This is a genomic window from Pseudomonas sp. LARHCG127 (assembly GCF_052871455.1).
The window spans coordinates 174,744-191,232 of record NZ_JBIXJT010000007.1 but is presented as its reverse complement, the minus strand read 5'-3'; the positions used below and the strand labels follow the sequence as shown (position 1 = coordinate 191,232).

The window sequence follows — 16,489 nt, the reverse complement described above, 5'->3', positions numbered from 1 at the left end:
TCATGTTTCGACGTCAGGTCCTGGCACTGGGCAGCTTGCTGCTCGGCGCCGTCACCCTGGGCGGCTGGACGCTGTTCAAGCAAAAGGACAAGCACCCACTCTTGCTTTCGGCACGGGACGATGGCGACGGCAAGCACTATGCCGTCGGCTATCGACTGGACGGCACGCGGGTGTTTGCCACCCAGGTCGGCCAGCGCTGCCATGACATCATCAACCATCCGACGCAGCCGATTGCGCTGTTCGTCGCCCGTCGCCCGGGCACCGAAAGCTACCTGATCGACCTGCGCGACGGGGCGCTGCTGCAAACCATCGCCTCGTTGCCGAACCGGCACTTCTACGGCCACGCGGTCATCCATAAAAGCGGCGAATGGCTGTATGCCACCGAGAACGACACCACCGATCCGGGACGCGGCCTGTTGGGCGTGTACCGTTTCGACGGCGAGCGACTGGTGCACAGCGGCGAGATTCCCACCCATGGCATCGGTCCTCACCAGGTGTCGTGGATGCCCGATGGCGAGACGCTGGTGGTCGCCAACGGCGGCATTCGCACCGAGGCCGAAAGCCGGGTCGAAATGAACCTCGACGCCATGGAGCCGAGCCTGGTGCTGATGCAACGCGATGGCACCCTGCTGAGCAAGGAAACCCTCGCCCAATCGATGAACAGCGTGCGCCACCTGGGCATCGCCAGCGACGGCACCATCGTCTCCGGCCAGCAGTTCATGGGCGCAGCCCACGAATCGTCGGAACTGGTGGCGATCAAACGGCCAGGACAACCGTTCCAGGCATTCCCGGTCCCCGCAGAGCAATTGCAGGCCATGGGGCACTACACCGCCAGCGTTGCCGTACACAGCGACTTGCGCCTGGTGGCCCTGACCGCCCCCCGCGGCAACCGCTTTTTCATCTGGGACCTGGACAGCGGCGAAGTCCGCCTGGATGCGCCCCTGCCGGACTGTGCTGGCGTGGGCGCGGTGGCCGACGGTTTTGTCGTGACGTCGGGCCAAGGCCGTTGTCGCTATTACGATTGTCGGCAGACACAACTGGTTGCAAAACCACTGGATCTGCCGGCGGGGCTCTGGGACAACCATTTGCATCTGGTCTGACGCCGGGGAGCGAAGCCGATCGGCGCCGAGCGCCTCTGTTTTTCGGAAAAGTCCCACGCTCCACCGTCCCGCCAGCATCTGGAATAGCCCGCACACTCAGAGTAATGTGCCGGCCTATCTGTATTTTCTCTCGGCTCTTTCCAAGGAAGTGGAACATGCTGCGACGCCGCATGCTGATCATGTTGGGTGTTGTGCTGCTGGTGGTGCTGTTGCTCGCCGGCTACAAGGCCTTCTCCGTTTACCAGCAGATCCAGACGTTTTCTGCCCCCAAACCACCGGTCAGTGTCGCAGTGGCCACAGCGGCCCAGCAACCCTGGCAGGCCCGCCTACCCACCGTTGGCAGTCTCAAGGCACTGCAAGGCGTGGACCTGAGCCTGGAAATCGCCGGAACCGTGCAGAAGGTTCAATTCCAGTCCGGGCAGAAGGTCAAGGCCGGCCAGCCGCTCCTGCAACTGGACAGCGAAGTCGAAAGCGCCCTGCTGGAAACCGCCGAGGCCGATCTTGGCCTGTCGCAACTGGATTTTGGTCGTGGCCGACAACTGGTGGGCAGCCAGGCGATCTCCAAGGGCGAATTCGACCGGCTCTCGGCGCAACTGAAGAAGAACCAGGCCACGGTCAACCAGCTCAAGGCTTCGCTGGCCAAGAAACACATCCTGGCGCCGTTCAGCGGCACCATCGGCATTCGCCAGGTGGATGTCGGCGACTACCTGGCCAGTGGCACGGTGATCGCCACCCTGCAGGACCTCAGCAGCCTGTACGTGGACTTCTACGTCCCTGAGCAAAACGTGCCCCGGCTCGCCGTGGCACAGCCGGTCAATGTCAGCGTCTCGGCCTACCCCGGGCAGACCTTCGTCGGCACCATCAGCGCGATCAACCCCAAGGTCGAGGACAGCACCCGCAACGTCCTGGTGCGCGCCACCCTGGCCAACCCCGACGGCAAATTGCTGCCCGGCATGTTCGCCAACCTGCAGGTGATCCTGCCGGACGTCGCCGCCGGGATCGTCGTGCCGGAAAGCGCCGTGACCTACACCCTCTACGGCAATTCCATGTACGTGGTGACGCAAAAGAAAGCCGCCGACGGCACTGTCGAGAAAGACGACAAGGGCCAGCCGGTCCTGATCGCCGAACGGCGTTTCGTTGAAACCGGTGAGCGACGCGACGGGCAGGTACTGGTGTCCAAAGGCGTGCAGAGCGGCGAACAAGTCGTGATCGCCGGCCAGCTCAAGCTCGATAACGGTACGCCGATCGCCATCAGCGACGACAAGACCCTGACCGAACAGAACAGCCCGCCGCGCGCGGACTGATCAAGGAACCCCCATGGCTTTTACCGATCCGTTCATCCGCCGCCCGGTGCTTGCCACCGTGGTCAGCCTGTTGATCGTGCTGCTGGGCTTCCAGGCCTGGAGCAAGCTGCCCCTGCGTCAGTATCCACAAATGGAAAACGCCCTGATCACGGTGACCACCGCCTACCCCGGGGCCAACGCCGAGACCATCCAGGGCTACATCACCCAACCGATGCAACAGAGCCTGGCCAGTGCCGAGGGCATCGACTACATGACCTCGGTCAGTCGCCAGAATTTCTCGGTGATCTCGGTCTATGCCCGCATCGGTTCCAACAGCGACCGGCTCTTCACCGAACTGCTGGCCAAGGCCAACGAGGTCAAGAACCAACTGCCCCAGGACGCCGAGGACCCGGTCCTTAGCCGCGAGGCCGCCGATGCCTCGGCACTGATGTACATCAGCTTTTTCAGCAAGGAACTGAACAACCCGCAGATCACCGACTACCTGTCCCGGGTGATCCAGCCCAAGCTGGCGACACTGCCCGGCATGGCCGAGGCGGAGATCCTCGGCAACCAGGTCTTCGCCATGCGCCTGTGGCTGGACCCGATCAAGCTCGCAGGCTTCGGCTTGACCGCCGCCGACGTGACCAATGCCGTGCGCCAGCACAACTTCCTCTCCGCCGCCGGTGAAGTGAAAGGCGAATACGTCGTCACCAGCATCAACGCCAACACCGAACTCAAGTCCGCCGAGGACTTCGCCGCGATCCCGCTCAAGACCGAGGGCGACAGCCGCGTATTGTTGCGGGACGTCGCCCGTGTGGAAATGGGCGCAGAGAACTACGACAGCATCAGTTCCTTTGGCGGCACGCCCTCGGTGTACATCGGGATCAAGGCCACGCCGGGTGCGAACCCGCTGGATGTGATCAAGGAAGTGCGCAAGATCATGCCGGAGATGGAGGCCCAGCTCCCGACCAATCTCAAGGCCGAGATCGCCTACGACGCCACCCTGTTCATCCAGGCGTCCATCGACGAGGTGGTGAAAACCCTGTTCGAGGCAGTACTGATCGTCATCGTCGTGGTGTTCCTGTTCCTCGGCGCCTTGCGCTCGGTGGTCATCCCGGTGGTAACCATCCCCTTATCGATGATCGGCGTGATGTTCTTCATGCAGTTGATGGGCTATTCGATGAACCTTCTGACGCTGCTGGCCATGGTACTCGCCATCGGCCTGGTGGTGGACGATGCCATCGTGGTGGTGGAGAACATCCACCGGCACATCGAGGAAGGCAAGACCCCGTTCGACGCTGCGATAGAAGGTGCCCGGGAAATCGCCATGCCGGTGGTCTCGATGACCATCACCCTGGCGGCGGTGTATGCACCGATCGGCCTGCTCGAGGGCCTGACGGGCGCCTTGTTCAAGGAATTTGCCTTGACCCTGGCCGGGGCGGTGGTGATCTCCGGGATCGTCGCCCTGACCCTGTCGCCGATGATGTGCGCCCTGCTCCTGCGCCACGACGAGAACCCCTCGGGGCTCGCCCATCGGCTGGACATGGTTTTCGAACGCTTGAAGAGCCGTTACCAGCGCATGCTCCATGGCACGCTCAATACCCGGCCGGTGGTGCTGGTGTTCGCGGCGATCGTGCTGTTGCTGATCCCGGTGCTGGTCATGTTCAGCAAGTCCGAACTGGCCCCCGACGAGGACCAGGGCATTATCTTCATGATGGCCAACGCCCCGCAGCCCACCAACCTCGACTACCTGAACACGTATACCGATCACTTCATCACCCTCTTCAAGGAGTTCCCGGAGTATTACTCCTCGTTCCAGATCAATGGTTATGACGGTGTGCAGTCGGGCATCGGCGGCTTCCTGCTCAAGCCTTGGAACGAACGCAGCCGCACCCAGATGGAAATCCTGCCAGAGGTCCAGGCCAGGCTGGAAAGCGTGCCTGGCCTGCAGATCTTCGGTTTCAACCTGCCCTCGCTGCCGGGCACTGGCGAAGGCTTGCCGTTCGCGTTCGTCATCAACTCCCCGAAAGACTATGCAACGTTGCTGGAGGTTGCCGACCGGGTCAAAAAGCGCGCATTGGAATCCGGCAAGTTCGCTTTCATGGACATTGACCTGGCGTTCGACAAGCCAGAAGTCGTGGTGGATATCGATCGCGCCAAGGCTGCCCAGATGGGCGTATCCATGGAGGACTTGGGCGGCACCTTGGCGACACTGCTGGGCGAATCCGAGATCAACCGCTTCACCCTCGAGGGCCGCAGCTACAAAGTCATTGCCCAAGTCGAACGGCCGTTCCGGGACAACCCGGACTGGTTGAACAGCTATTACGTGAAAAATGCCCAGGGTGAATCGCTACCGCTGTCGACCCTGATCAAGGTCAGCGACCGGGCGCGACCGCGACAGCTGAACCAGTTCCAGCAGCTCAATGCGGTGACGATTTCAGGCTTCCCCATCGTGAGCATGGGCGAGGCCATCGAGACCATCCGCCAGATCGCCCGAGAAGAAGCGCCGGTGGGGTTCGCCTTTGATTACGCAGGGGCTTCGCGCCAATTCGTACAGGAAGGCAGCGCGTTGTGGGTAACCTTTGCCCTGGCCCTGGCGATTATCTTCCTGGTGTTGGCCGCGCAGTTCGAAAGCTTCCGCGACCCACTGGTGATCCTGGTGACTGTACCGTTGTCCATTTGCGGTGCCCTGATTCCGCTGTTCCTCGGTTGGTCGAGCATGAATATCTACACCCAGGTAGGCCTGGTGACGCTGATCGGGCTGATCAGCAAACACGGGATCCTGATCGTCGAGTTCGCCAACCAACTGCGCAGGGAACAACATCTGACGCCGCGAGAAGCCATAGAACAAGCCGCGTCGATTCGCCTGCGGCCGGTGCTAATGACCACTGCGGCGATGGTGTTCGGCATGGTACCGCTCATTTTCGCCACAGGCGCCGGGGCAGTAAGCCGCTTCGACATCGGCATGGTAATCGCCACCGGCATGTCGATTGGGACCTTGTTCACGCTGTTCGTCTTGCCTTGCATCTACACGCTGCTGGCCAAGCCAGACAAAGCCTGAGGACTGTTCAAGCAAACTCACGCGGATACGGGATGTTTTTGTGGCGAGGGAGCTTGCTCCCGCTCGGCTGCGAAGCAGTCGTCATGCACGAACGCCTGCCTGGTCATGAAAACCGATGGGGACCGCTTCGCGGTCCAGCGGGAGCAAGCTCCCTCGCCACGGGTTGTGTGTTTGGCTGAAGGTTTGTGGTGGCATTGGAAAAACAAAAAAATAAAGGCCTCACACAAGGGAGGCCTTTATCCTGGTTTCGGGGCTTTCAACTCTGCGGCCTCATCCCTTGGGACAGGCTGAACATGAACAGCAGCAGGTCATTGTCCGGTTGGATCGCCTCGCTGGCCTTTGCCACCCGTGGCAAAGGACAATGTGTACCAGCATTCGAAACGCTGAGGACCTGCGAGCGTGGCTGTTCCCATACCGCCACCGCCATCGATGCAACTCCCAAGGCTCCTACTAAAAACAAACCTCTAGCAATTTCGAGTTTCATTGCCATAAACCTTTGATAGCGCTGCCAAACGCCGCCTCATAAAAATAGACGACTTTTTTCCAGTCAGCATCGCTGAACGACGAATGGCGCCGCAGTTGCCTCAGGTCATGGAAGGCCGCCTGCCGGGCGGTCAGGCGCTGGCGAGATTTTTCCAGATCCAGCAGGGCGACTTCAGCCTTCGCCGCTTCGCCCTCGCCTGTCACACGTACAAAGACATGCTTGATGTAGAGGCAGCCATGTTGCCAGCGGCCCTTGTGCATACGGGCCAGGTTCTCAGCCAGGCCCTGGAGGATCTGGTCATGCACCGCTTCGCCATGGCGCTCACGTCCGCCTCCGGCGTACCAGTGCATGATCTGCTCGAAACCTTCCAAGGCATGGGTCACCAGCAGCGCCCGCCACTTGCAGGCCGGGTCGCGCTGGGCGCCGCAAAAAATCAGCTCGGGCACACGGACATCCAGGCGGCTCAAGGCCAGCAACGCGTCCTGCTCTCGCAGCACGGTCGGACGACCGAGCGGGTACAACCAACTGCGATAAATATGTCCGATTTGACGCTTGGCATACAACAGCTCGCCATCGTTGCTGCTGATCCGCTGCACGCCGCTTTCACCACCACGCCGCACATTGGGCTCTTCCACCCACTCGCCTTGCTGGTTCCAGAAGTGTTCGAAGCTGCTGCGGGAAATGCCAGGTGTCTCTACGGCCTGCACAACCATGCTGTTACCCCTTGCGTAATACATAGACTCGCCACATGGCATAAAGCGGTAGGAAATCCAGCCGTTCCTGAATGCGAAACCCAGCCTGCCGAAACTCCTTCTCTGCTGTATCCGTCGGTAACACAAATCGATTCTGGTAGTCTTTCTGCCCACGGGTGCGTTCCAGGCGCTTGCGTTTCCAGGCCTTGAAATTGCCATCGACCCACAATGAAACGATCACGCTGTCACGGCTGACACGCTCGAATTCCTTCAGGATTGCCAATCGATGCGCGGGTTCACCGATGTGGTGCAGCAAGCGCATGCAAAAAATGCTATCGACGGCGTTATCAGGCAAGGCGATGTCGAACGCAGAAGTGTGCAAAGGTCGTACCCGTTTTACGACGTCGCTCGGTTGAGCGTCCAATGCGGTATTGAGCATGGCTTCGGAATTGTCCGCGCCGATGATGATCCGGTTCGGTTTTTCCGCCAACAAGGGCCAGAAACGCCCGGCACCGCACGGCAAGTCGAGGATGAGACCGGGGTCGCCGACAAGTGTCAAAGCGCGCCGGGCCAATTGCTGGTCTCGCTGATTGGAAAGACGACGACTCAAACCAGTGCGATGTTTATGAAAATATTCCCTGGCGTGCTGCTCGTTGTACTTTTCGGAAAAAGCCAACTTGATGGGCTTGGACATTGGCGGGGCCTCGATGACTGATCGGCCCCACCTTATGAATCGGGATGTCATGTCCTTGTGAAAATAAAGTCAGGTAAAGCTTCCAATGTTTACAAGACTTTTCAACACAGTCGCTTAGCCCTTTGGATTCAATTCCACTTCGAAATGGCAACCGTTGGGTTCCATCGTACTGAGACTGACTGTCCAGCCTCGGTTCTCGCAAATGCGCTGCACCAGGGATAACCCCAGCCCCAGGCCTTCGCCGCGCTTTTCGTTACCACGCACGAAAGGCTCGAACATCGCCTCGCGTTTTTCCTCGGGAATACCCACACCGCTGTCCTCGACCATGAATCCGGTGCTGGTCAGCGAAAGACGGATGAACCCCTGGTCGGTGTAGTGCAGGGCATTACGCAGCAGGTTGCCCATCACCGCCGTCAGGAACGTGGCGTTATACAGGGTGTCGACGGTTTGCCCGGGTTCGAAGATCAGCGTCAGGCCCTTGGATTCGATGGGCGCGCGCCATACGCCGAGGAGGTTCTCGGCCACCTGCCCCAGGGTCAGACGAGGCGACATGCCGTTGTCTTCGCGTTCGGACCTGGCGAGCATCAGGAAGGTTTGCACCAGTTCGCGCATCTCTTCGCTGGCCCGGCTGATGCGCTCGACCTGGGTACGACCGCGCGGGTCCAGCGCCGGGTTTTCCAGCAGCAGTTCACAGGACGTCGCCAAAACCATCAGCGGCGTACGCAATTCGTGGCTGACGTCGCTGGTAAACAAGCGCTCGCGGGTCAGGGCCTGGCGCAAGCGTCCCAGTGTGGCATCGAACGCCACGGCCAGCTCACCCACCTCATCGGCGGCATAATCCGGGGCCAGCGGCGGAGCAAGACCGAGGAGTTGGTCGCGATGGCGCACTTGCCGGGCCAGGCGAACCACAGGTGCCATCACCCGGCGTGCCAGGACCCACCCCAAAAATACCGCCAGCGCCAGGCTGAGCACGAAACCCACCAGGACCACGGCAAACAGCACCCGCTCGCGTTCCTCGAAATCGCTCTGGTCTTGCAGCAATACGTAGTGCCGACCATCCACGATCTCGACCATGGCGTGATAGGACAATTGCTCGCGAAACACTTCGTGGAAACCACGCTCCAGATGGCGCAGGTCCCTGGGTAATTCGAAGTCCCCTGGACCGCCGCTGAAATAGAACAGTTGGTCGGGTTCCGGCCGATGGTTCCAGTCCGAGACGCTGTCCATCAGCAACAGGCGTTGCAGGTCGCCACCCAGCCCGGCGGAAATCAGCTTTTCTTCGACCAAGTGAACCGTCGCCACGATGCCCATGGCGAACGCGCCGGCTACCAATGCGCTCATCAGCGCAAACGCTATGATGATCCGTTGGGCAAGGCTCTGCTTAAACTCCATCGCGGCCCTCGGCCAGGCGATAGCCGACGCCGTGCACGGTGTGCAGCAGCGGTTTTTCGAACGGTTTGTCGATCACTTGGCGCAGTTGATGGACGTGGCTGCGCAAGCTGTCGCTGTCTGGGCAATCGTCGCCCCACAACGCTTCTTCGAGGATTTCGCGGCGCAACACGTGGGGGCTTTTTTGCATAAGCACTGCCAAGAGTTTCAGGCCCACGGGGTTGAGCTTGAGTAGCTTGCCTTCGCGCGTCACTTCAAGGGTATCGAGGTCGTAGCTCAGGTCGCCGACCTGCAAGGCCCGCCGGCCACCACCCTGGGCGCGACGCATGACGGCTTCGATCCGCGCCGCCAGTTCCGACAAGGCGAACGGTTTGATCAGGTAGTCATCGGCGCCGGACTTGAAGCCCTGCAGGCGATCGTCCAACTGATCCCGGGCAGTGAGCATGATCACCGGCGTATCGCGCCGGGCGTCCTCGCGCAGGCGCTTGCACAAGGTGTAGCCATCGATGCCCGGCAGCATGATGTCGAGCACGATCAGGTCGTAGTGTTCGGTCGCCGCCAGGTGCAACCCCGACAAACCGTCCTGGGCACAATCGACGGTGTAGCCCTTGAGCCCCAGGTAATCGGCCAGGTTGGCCAGGATGTCGCGGTTGTCTTCGACCAATAGAATTCGCATGGGCACCTCTGCGTGCACGGTTAACGGCTGGCTTGGCCCGCGCAGCTTACGGCCAAGCGTGGCTCACGGCTAGGGTTGTCACGCCTCCCTGTGGGAGCGAGCTTGCTCGCGATAGCGTCGGAACATCCAATATTGATGGGGCTGACCCACCGCTATCGCGAGCGAGCTCGCTCCCACAAAGATCAAGTGCACCCAAGAGCAAGACTGAGCGGTCATTGACGAGTTTTTCACCCAACCTTCACACCGCCCGAACGCAACACGGACCAGACTGCGCGACACGCTGAAAACGAAAACTCCCAAAGGTACTGCCATGGTTCCCACCGCCATCCGCCCCGCATCCAGGCCGTTGAATTTATGGGTCGCCCTGGGCCTGCCTGCCGTCGTCGCAGCCATCCTGGTGTTGCTGGAACTGACCACCCTGGACATGGTCCTCGCCAAGTTGTTTTACGACCCGATGGCGGGTGGGTTTATCGGTCGGCACAGTTTTTTCCTCGAGGATATCCTGCACGATCGAGCCAAGGAGGTAGTGATCGCGTTCTCCCTGCTGGCGGTCCTGGGGTTCATCGGTACGTTTTTCATCACCCGGCTCAAACCCTTCAAGCGGGAACTGGGCTGCCTGGTGCTGTCCCTGGCACTGGCGACGTCCTTCGTCACGCCGATGAAAGCGGTGACGGCGGTGCAATGCCCCTGGAGCCTGAAAGAGTTCGGCGGCAAGGAGACCTACAGTGAGCTGCTCAGCCCACGCCCGGCCACGGACAAACCCGGTCGATGCTGGCCCGGCGGTCACGCCGCCACCGGGTTCACGTTGTTTGCGCTGTTCTTCGTCCTGCGCGATCGCCGCCCGCGCCTGGCCCGCCAGGCCTTGGTGCTCACCTTCACCCTGGGCACGGTGTTCTCCCTGGGGCGGATGATGCAAGGGGCGCATTTCTTTTCCCACAACGTGTGGACAGCGGTGTTCTGTTGGCTGATTTGCCTGGGGTGTTACTACTACATCCTGTACCGACCGGCTGCCATGGCTGATCGCGTCGCGCTGAGCCAACCCGCCAACGCCTGAGCATCGAGTAACCCTGTGGGAGCGCGCTTGCTCGCGTTGGCGGGGGGTCAGTCAATCAAGCATCGACTGATACTCCGCTATCGCGAGCAAGCTCGCTCCCACAGGGGAATGGTCTGTTGCTTCATGAAGCCCAAGGCAATAAAAAACCCCGCCGGCTTTCGCAGGCGGGGTTTTTCGCTACAGGGGTAAGGCTGGCTTACATCATGCCGCCCATGCCACCCATGCCGCCCATGTCTGGCATACCGCCGCCAGCTGGAGCGTCTTCCTTGATTTCAGCGATCATCGCCTCGGTGGTGATCATCAGGCTGGCAATCGACGAAGCCGCTTGCAGAGCCGAACGAGTCACTTTGGCTGGGTCCAGGATACCCATTTCGATCATGTCGCCGTATTCGCCGGTGGCAGCGTTGTAACCGTAGTTACCCGAACCCTGCTTGACCTTGTCGACCACAACGCTTGGCTCGTCGCCGGAGTTGGCAACGATCTGGCGCAGCGGGGCTTCTACAGCGCGACGCAGCAACTGGATGCCCACGTTCTGGTCGTCGTTGTCGCCTTTGAGCTCGGAGATAGCCTGCAGAGCGCGAACCAGTGCCACGCCACCGCCAGGTACCACGCCTTCTTCGACGGCTGCGCGGGTCGCGTGCAGGGCGTCTTCAACGCGGGCTTTCTTCTCTTTCATTTCAACTTCGGAACCGGCACCAACCTTGATGACCGCAACGCCGCCGGACAGCTTGGCCAGACGCTCTTGCAGTTTTTCACGGTCGTAGTCGGACGAAGTCTCGGCCACTTGGGCGCGGATCTGGGTCACGCGAGCCTGGATGTCAGCCTCGACGCCGGCACCGTCGATCACGGTGGTGTTTTCCTTGGACAGGATCACGCGCTTGGCGTTACCCAGGTGCTCCAGGGTGGTGCTTTCCAGGCTCAGGCCGATCTCTTCGGAGATAACGGTACCGCCGGTCAGTACGGCGATGTCCTGCAGCATGGCTTTGCGACGATCGCCGAAGCCTGGCGCCTTGACGGCTGCGACTTTAACGATACCGCGCATGTTGTTCACGACCAGGGTCGCCAGGGCTTCGCCTTCGACGTCTTCAGCCACGATCAGCAGTGGGCGGCCGGCTTTGGCAACGGCTTCCAGCACTGGCAGCATTTCGCGGATGTTGGAGATCTTCTTGTCCACCAGCAGGATCAGCGGGCCGTCGAGCTCGGCGGTCATGGTGTCCGGCTTGTTGACGAAGTACGGGGACAGGTAGCCACGGTCGAACTGCATGCCTTCTACGACCGACAGTTCGTTTTCCAGGCCCGAGCCTTCTTCAACGGTGATCACGCCTTCCTTGCCGACTTTTTCCATGGCTTCGGCAATGATGTCGCCGATGGAGTTGTCGGAGTTGGCGGAGATGGTGCCGACCTGAGCGATCGCCTTGGTGTCAGCGCATGGCTTGGACAGGGCTTTGAGCTCTTTGACAATGGCGATGGTCGCCTTGTCGATGCCGCGCTTGAGGTCCATCGGGTTCATGCCGGCAGCGACGGCTTTCAGGCCTTCGTTGACGATCGACTGAGCCAGTACGGTCGCGGTGGTGGTGCCGTCACCGGCGTCGTCGTTGGCACGGGAGGCAACGTCCTTGACCAGTTGCGCGCCCATGTTTTCGAAACGGTCTTTCAGTTCGATTTCTTTGGCTACGGAAACGCCGTCCTTGGTGATGGTCGGAGCGCCGAAGCTCTTCTCGATGATCACGTTACGGCCTTTCGGGCCCAGGGTCGCTTTTACTGCGTCAGCCAGGACGTTGACACCGGCGAGCATTTTCTTGCGGGCGGAATCGCCGAATTTAACTTCTTTAGCAGCCATGATCGATATTCCTTAAATACTTTGTAGTAACGGGAAAATGGGCGGGGGAATCAGCCTTCGAGAACAGCGAGGATTTCGTTCTCGCTCATTACCAGCAGGTCTTCGCCGTCGACTTTCACTGTGTTGCTGCCGGAGTAAGGGCCGAACACAACCTTGTCACCCACTTTCACGGCCAGCGCACGTACTTCACCGTTTTCCAGTGCCTTGCCTGGACCTACAGCGAGAACTTCACCGTGGTTGGCTTTTTCAGCAGCCGAACCTGGCAGGACGATACCGCCAGCGGTTTTCTTCTCTTCTTCGCTGCGACGGATGACGACGCGGTCATGCAGAGGACGAAGCTTCATTGTCGATCTCTCCTAATTTTTGGTTTTCATCGGCCGGTGTAGTCCCGGCGGGTTTAACAAAGCCGGCAGAGCCGGTTGCGGTTCGTCAGTCGAACCGCGGAAGTCTGTCCGGTGTCGCCACCGGAAACCTTGCGGTGACCGTTACATAAGGGCGTACAAGTGGATTACAAGGGCGCAAGCAGAAAATTTTTTACTTACGCAGCCAAAACGAACACGGCGCCCGAAGGCGCCGTGGAGAAAGTTTTACTTGGAATCCCGGTGTTCGAATTCGCCTTCGATCACGTTGGGCTCACGGCCCACGGGCTCGCGCGGAGCCGGCCCGCCGCGGGGCTGGAGGTCATCGGCGAAGGCCCGTTGGCGCATCGCCTGCTCCTCGGCGCGCTGACGCATCTTATTGGCCAGCAACCGACGGGTGAACGGCAACAGCATGACCAGGCCCAGCACGTCGCTGATGAAGCCTGGCAGGATCAACAGGCCCCCGCCCAGGGCCAGCATCAGGCCTTCGAGCATGGTCTGGGCGGGCAGCTCGCCACGGTTCAGGCTTTCACGGGCACGCAGCGCCGTGGCGAGACCGGCAATGCGCAGCACGAACACGCCGAGCATCGAGCCGAGAATGACCAGCAGCAGCGCCGGGAAAAACCCGATCGCACCGCTGACCTTGACGAATACGAACAGCTCCAACACCGGGAACAGCAGAAAGAGCAACAAAAAAGGGCGCATCAAAGGGTTCCTCTACGCAAGAATGCCTTGCTATGAAAACCTAAATGACGTCGACCTTTCGTGAATTCAAGCGTCGGCCTCGGCATTTTTTGGCCATTGCTCGGCGTGAGCCAGGTAAACCAAGGCTTCGCGTACTTGTGTCGGCGTGTTGCAAGGTGTTGGAAACGCCAGCCAGTGCAAGCCCTGCCCGATACGCAGGTGCATGCCTTCGCTGTCGATGCCCACCAGTTGCGCCGGTTCGCTTTTCGGCAGGCCGGCCAGCTCCACGTAATGGGCAATGGCCTTGGCGTGATCGGCGTTCATGTGCTCGATCATGCTGGCTTCGGCCTTGCCGGCGAAGGGATTGGCCAGGGTGAGAGAGTCGATCCAGTGAATGGCGCCGAAGCCGCCGATGTAGCGATGGCGCACCGGGTCGAGTACCCAGAAATCGAAATCGTGGGCCTTGTGGTAGTTCTGCGAGTCAGGGAAATAGCGGTAATAACGCTCGGCGGCCGCCTCGATGGCGGCACTGTCTTCAAGCTTCCGGGCCTCTGCCAGGTAAGTCAGGCGCCCGACGGCCTGCACATCCTCGGCACCGCGCTCGCCCACCAGCATCGAACACTTGGGGTCTTTTTGCAGGTTGTGCGTGTGCTGGGCAATGCGGCTGATCAGGATCAGCGGCCGGCCTTCTGCGTCCAGGCAATAGGGCACGACGGAGCCGAACGGAAAACCGGGCATGGATTTGGAATGCGTGGAGAGCATTCCACGGTATTCCTTGAGCAGCAGTTCCCGGGCATGCTTGGCAGCTTCAACGCTCAATTTATGACTCCTTTTATAAAATCCGTCTAGAAAACGGTCAGGCGACTGGAGTAATGTTCCGATACACCTAGGGGACGATTCTCGTGTGCAGTCGGGCTACACCGTCGCGAATCGAGAGGCTGCCCAGAGGGTCCCCTCCACCGCTGCCCCATCTGGACATGAGAATGCAACTCACTGACAAAGTAATCATTATCACCGGCGGTTGCCAGGGCTTGGGTCGCTCCATGGCAGAGTATTTCGCGGGTAAAGGCGCGAAGCTGGCCCTGGTGGACCTCAACCAGGAAAAACTCGACCAGGCGGTGGCCGCCTGCGCGGCCAAGGGCGTCGAGGCCCGTGCCTACCTGTGCAACGTCGCCAATGAAGATCAGGTGATCGACATGGTCGCCCGGGTGGCCGAGGACTTCGGCGCGATCCACGGCTTGATCAACAACGCCGGGATCCTGCGCGACGGCCTGCTGCTCAAGGTCAAGGACGGCGAAATGACCAAGATGAGCCTGGCCCAGTGGCAGGCGGTGATCGATGTCAACCTCACCGGTGTGTTCCTGTGCACCCGTGAAGTGGCGGCGAAAATGGTCGAGCTGAAGAACAGCGGCGCCATCATCAATATCTCGTCGATCTCCCGCGCCGGCAATGTCGGCCAGACCAACTACTCGGCTGCCAAGGCCGGTGTGGCCGCAGCGACCGTGACCTGGGCCAAGGAGCTGGCACGCTACGGCATCCGTGTGGCGGGCATTGCACCGGGTTTCATCGAAACCGAGATGACCCTGGGTATGAAGCCCGAAGCCTTGGAAAGAATGACCTCCGCGATCCCGCTCAAGCGCATGGGAAAACCCGAGGAAATTGCCCATTCGGCCGCCTATATCTTTGAGAACGACTACTACACCGGTCGGATCCTGGAGATGGATGGCGGGATGCGGATCTAAACCCACCGCATAACACAATGTGGGAGCGGGCTTGCTCGCGAATGCGCTGGATCAGTCAACTTATCCGTTGAATGACACACTGCATTCGCGAGCAAGCCCGCTCCCACAATGGATTGTATTACGGCCTATTCAATCGTCACTGACGGTGATATTCGGCATCGCCGGCGATGCCGCTTCCTGCAACACGATCCGCGCGCCCACGTGGCGGGCCAGTTCCTGATAGACCATGGCGATCTGGCTGTCCGGCTCGGCGATGACCGTCGGTTTGCCGCCGTCGGCCTGTTCACGGATCACCATCGACAGCGGCAGCGAAGCCAGCAATTCGACGCCGTACTGGGTCGCCAGTTTTTCCCCGCCACCTTCGCCGAACAGGTGCTCGGCATGGCCGCAGTTGGAGCAGATGTGCACGGCCATGTTCTCTACCACGCCCAGCACCGGGATGTTCACCTTGCGGAACATCTCCACGCCCTTGCGCGCGTCCAGCAGGGCCAGGTCCTGGGGGGTGGTGACGATCACCGCACCGGCCACCGGGACTTTCTGCGCCAGGGTCAGTTGGATATCGCCAGTGCCCGGCGGCATGTCGATCACCAGGTAATCCAGGTCGCCCCACGCGGTTTGCGTAACCAGTTGCAGCAAGGCACCGGACACCATCGGCCCGCGCCAGACCATCGGCGTGTTGTCGTCGGTCAGGAAGGCCATGGACATGACTTCCACGCCATGGGACTGCAGCGGCACGAACCACTTCTGATCCTTGACCTGGGGCCGGGTGCCCTCGGCGATCCCGAACATGATGCCCTGGCTCGGACCGTAGATGTCCGCGTCGAGAATCCCGACCTTCGCCCCTTCACGGGCCAGGGCCAGGGCCAGGTTGGCGGCGGTGGTGGACTTGCCCACGCCGCCCTTGCCCGAGGCCACGGCGATCACGTTCTTGACGTTCGCCAACCCCGGAACCTGGGCCTGGGCCTTGTGCGCAGCGATGACGCTGGTGACTTGGACGGTCGCGGCAGTCACGCCGTCCAGGCCTTCGATCGCCATTTGCAGCATCTGCGCCCAGCCGCTCTTGAACAGGTCGGCGGCGTAGCCGATTTCCAGCTGGACGCTGACGCGATCGCCCTGGATGTCGATGGCGCGCACGCATCCGGCGCTGACCGGGTCCTGGTTCAGGTAGGGGTCGGTGTACTGGCGAAGGACGGTTTCCACCGCTGCGCGGTTGACGGCGCTCATGGGCAACTCCGATAGCAAGACTTGAAAACAGGCCGCTATCCTACGCCGCGCGTGCTTTTGTGGCGACCCGATTACAGCAAGGCGAACACCTATTGTGGCGAGGGAGCTTGCTCCCGCTCGGCTGCGCAGCAGTCGCAATGGGGCAGACGTGGTTTGCCTGCATGCCTGCGGCTGACAGCTTTGGGGCGGCTTCGCCCGAAGCGTCGG

At 60.8% G+C, this 16,489-nt stretch carries 15 protein-coding genes; 5 read left to right on the top strand and 10 right to left on the bottom strand.

Going from position 1 to position 16,489, the window contains the following annotated elements; translation table 11 throughout:
* The first annotated feature begins 2 nt into the window (after positions 1–2).
* From ACIPQ1_RS14245 to ACIPQ1_RS14235, 3 genes are all read left to right on the top strand, one after another.
* Complete coding sequence (locus ACIPQ1_RS14245; protein WP_411385442.1) at positions 3–1,100, top strand: DUF1513 domain-containing protein; 1,098 nt, start codon at positions 3–5, stop codon at positions 1,098–1,100.
* A 155-nt stretch (positions 1,101–1,255) separates the two neighbouring features.
* The gene (locus ACIPQ1_RS14240) at positions 1,256–2,404 is read left to right on the top strand and encodes an efflux RND transporter periplasmic adaptor subunit (RefSeq protein WP_446534332.1); all 1,149 of its coding nucleotides are present in this window, start codon (positions 1,256–1,258) and stop codon (positions 2,402–2,404) included.
* Between the two features lie 13 nt (positions 2,405–2,417).
* The gene (locus ACIPQ1_RS14235; RefSeq protein WP_446534331.1) at positions 2,418–5,444 is read left to right on the top strand and encodes a multidrug efflux RND transporter permease subunit; all 3,027 of its coding nucleotides are present in this window, start codon (positions 2,418–2,420) and stop codon (positions 5,442–5,444) included.
* Between the two features lie 256 nt (positions 5,445–5,700).
* Here ACIPQ1_RS14235 and ACIPQ1_RS14230 read toward each other — a convergent pair whose 3' ends face one another.
* The 5 genes from ACIPQ1_RS14230 to colR all read right to left on the bottom strand — a co-directional run bounded on the left by ACIPQ1_RS14230 (position 5,701) and on the right by colR (position 9,379).
* Complete coding sequence (locus ACIPQ1_RS14230; RefSeq protein ID WP_186706304.1) at positions 5,701–5,928, bottom strand: hypothetical protein; 228 nt, start codon at positions 5,926–5,928, stop codon at positions 5,701–5,703.
* Positions 5,925–6,641, bottom strand: a complete 717-nt coding sequence (locus ACIPQ1_RS14225) for a lipopolysaccharide kinase InaA family protein (RefSeq protein ID WP_250963912.1) — start codon at positions 6,639–6,641, stop codon at positions 5,925–5,927. The genes ACIPQ1_RS14230 and ACIPQ1_RS14225 overlap by 4 nt, the downstream gene beginning before the upstream one ends.
* A gap of 4 nt (positions 6,642–6,645) precedes the next feature.
* Complete coding sequence (locus ACIPQ1_RS14220) at positions 6,646–7,314, bottom strand: class I SAM-dependent methyltransferase (protein WP_250963911.1); 669 nt, start codon at positions 7,312–7,314, stop codon at positions 6,646–6,648.
* A gap of 114 nt (positions 7,315–7,428) precedes the next feature.
* Positions 7,429–8,706, bottom strand: coding sequence for a sensor histidine kinase (locus ACIPQ1_RS14215; protein ID WP_186706307.1), 1,278 nt, complete (start codon positions 8,704–8,706; stop codon positions 7,429–7,431).
* On the bottom strand, positions 8,696–9,379 hold the full coding sequence (colR, locus tag ACIPQ1_RS14210) for a two-component system response regulator ColR (RefSeq protein ID WP_024779529.1): 684 nt from the start codon (positions 9,377–9,379) through the stop codon (positions 8,696–8,698). Before colR ends, ACIPQ1_RS14215 begins: the two co-directional genes overlap by 11 nt.
* Before the next feature lie 310 nt (positions 9,380–9,689).
* On the opposite strand from colR, the gene ACIPQ1_RS14205 reads away from it, so the two are divergent.
* Positions 9,690–10,433 (top strand): phosphatase PAP2 family protein, encoded by a 744-nt coding sequence (locus tag ACIPQ1_RS14205; RefSeq protein ID WP_446534330.1) that lies wholly within the window; start codon positions 9,690–9,692, stop codon positions 10,431–10,433.
* A gap of 196 nt (positions 10,434–10,629) precedes the next feature.
* Here the strand turns inward: ACIPQ1_RS14205 and groL are convergent, their stop codons facing one another.
* The 4 genes from groL to ACIPQ1_RS14185 form a co-directional block, all read right to left on the bottom strand.
* Positions 10,630–12,273: a chaperonin GroEL gene (groL, locus tag ACIPQ1_RS14200; protein WP_053124505.1), complete on the bottom strand. Its 1,644-nt coding sequence runs from the start codon at positions 12,271–12,273 to the stop codon at positions 10,630–10,632.
* A gap of 50 nt (positions 12,274–12,323) precedes the next feature.
* Positions 12,324–12,617, bottom strand: coding sequence for a co-chaperone GroES (locus ACIPQ1_RS14195; RefSeq protein ID WP_003204913.1), 294 nt, complete (start codon positions 12,615–12,617; stop codon positions 12,324–12,326).
* A gap of 243 nt (positions 12,618–12,860) precedes the next feature.
* Positions 12,861–13,337, bottom strand: coding sequence for an FxsA family protein (locus ACIPQ1_RS14190; protein WP_014339863.1), 477 nt, complete (start codon positions 13,335–13,337; stop codon positions 12,861–12,863).
* Between the two features lie 66 nt (positions 13,338–13,403).
* Positions 13,404–14,135 (bottom strand): HugZ family pyridoxamine 5'-phosphate oxidase, encoded by a 732-nt coding sequence (locus tag ACIPQ1_RS14185; protein WP_250963907.1) that lies wholly within the window; start codon positions 14,133–14,135, stop codon positions 13,404–13,406.
* A gap of 164 nt (positions 14,136–14,299) precedes the next feature.
* Between ACIPQ1_RS14185 and ACIPQ1_RS14180 the strand changes: the two genes are divergently transcribed.
* Positions 14,300–15,058 (top strand): SDR family oxidoreductase, encoded by a 759-nt coding sequence (locus ACIPQ1_RS14180; protein ID WP_186706310.1) that lies wholly within the window; start codon positions 14,300–14,302, stop codon positions 15,056–15,058.
* A 129-nt stretch (positions 15,059–15,187) separates the two neighbouring features.
* Here the strand turns inward: ACIPQ1_RS14180 and apbC are convergent, their stop codons facing one another.
* Complete coding sequence (gene apbC / locus ACIPQ1_RS14175) at positions 15,188–16,282, bottom strand: iron-sulfur cluster carrier protein ApbC (protein WP_411385447.1); 1,095 nt, start codon at positions 16,280–16,282, stop codon at positions 15,188–15,190.
* Between the last annotated feature and the right edge of the window lie 207 nt (positions 16,283–16,489).

What these genes read in the sequence shown, in the direction of transcription:
- ACIPQ1_RS14245 (WP_411385442.1), top strand. Translation starts at nt 3, where the DNA reads ATGTTTCGACGTCAGGTCCTGGCACTGGGCAGCTTGCTGCTCGGCGCC.
- ACIPQ1_RS14240 (WP_446534332.1), top strand. Translation starts at nt 1,256, where the DNA reads ATGCTGCGACGCCGCATGCTGATCATGTTGGGTGTTGTGCTGCTGGTG.
- ACIPQ1_RS14235 (WP_446534331.1), top strand. Translation starts at nt 2,418, where the DNA reads ATGGCTTTTACCGATCCGTTCATCCGCCGCCCGGTGCTTGCCACCGTG.
- ACIPQ1_RS14230 (WP_186706304.1), bottom strand. Translation starts at nt 5,928, where the DNA reads ATGAAACTCGAAATTGCTAGAGGTTTGTTTTTAGTAGGAGCCTTGGGA.
- ACIPQ1_RS14225 (WP_250963912.1), bottom strand. Translation starts at nt 6,641, where the DNA reads ATGGTTGTGCAGGCCGTAGAGACACCTGGCATTTCCCGCAGCAGCTTC.
- ACIPQ1_RS14220 (WP_250963911.1), bottom strand. Translation starts at nt 7,314, where the DNA reads ATGTCCAAGCCCATCAAGTTGGCTTTTTCCGAAAAGTACAACGAGCAG.
- ACIPQ1_RS14215 (WP_186706307.1), bottom strand. Translation starts at nt 8,706, where the DNA reads ATGGAGTTTAAGCAGAGCCTTGCCCAACGGATCATCATAGCGTTTGCG.
- colR (WP_024779529.1), bottom strand. Translation starts at nt 9,379, where the DNA reads ATGCGAATTCTATTGGTCGAAGACAACCGCGACATCCTGGCCAACCTG.
- ACIPQ1_RS14205 (WP_446534330.1), top strand. Translation starts at nt 9,690, where the DNA reads ATGGTTCCCACCGCCATCCGCCCCGCATCCAGGCCGTTGAATTTATGG.
- groL (WP_053124505.1), bottom strand. Translation starts at nt 12,273, where the DNA reads ATGGCTGCTAAAGAAGTTAAATTCGGCGATTCCGCCCGCAAGAAAATG.
- ACIPQ1_RS14195 (WP_003204913.1), bottom strand. Translation starts at nt 12,617, where the DNA reads ATGAAGCTTCGTCCTCTGCATGACCGCGTCGTCATCCGTCGCAGCGAA.
- ACIPQ1_RS14190 (WP_014339863.1), bottom strand. Translation starts at nt 13,337, where the DNA reads ATGCGCCCTTTTTTGTTGCTCTTTCTGCTGTTCCCGGTGTTGGAGCTG.
- ACIPQ1_RS14180 (WP_186706310.1), top strand. Translation starts at nt 14,300, where the DNA reads ATGCAACTCACTGACAAAGTAATCATTATCACCGGCGGTTGCCAGGGC.
- apbC (WP_411385447.1), bottom strand. Translation starts at nt 16,282, where the DNA reads ATGAGCGCCGTCAACCGCGCAGCGGTGGAAACCGTCCTTCGCCAGTAC.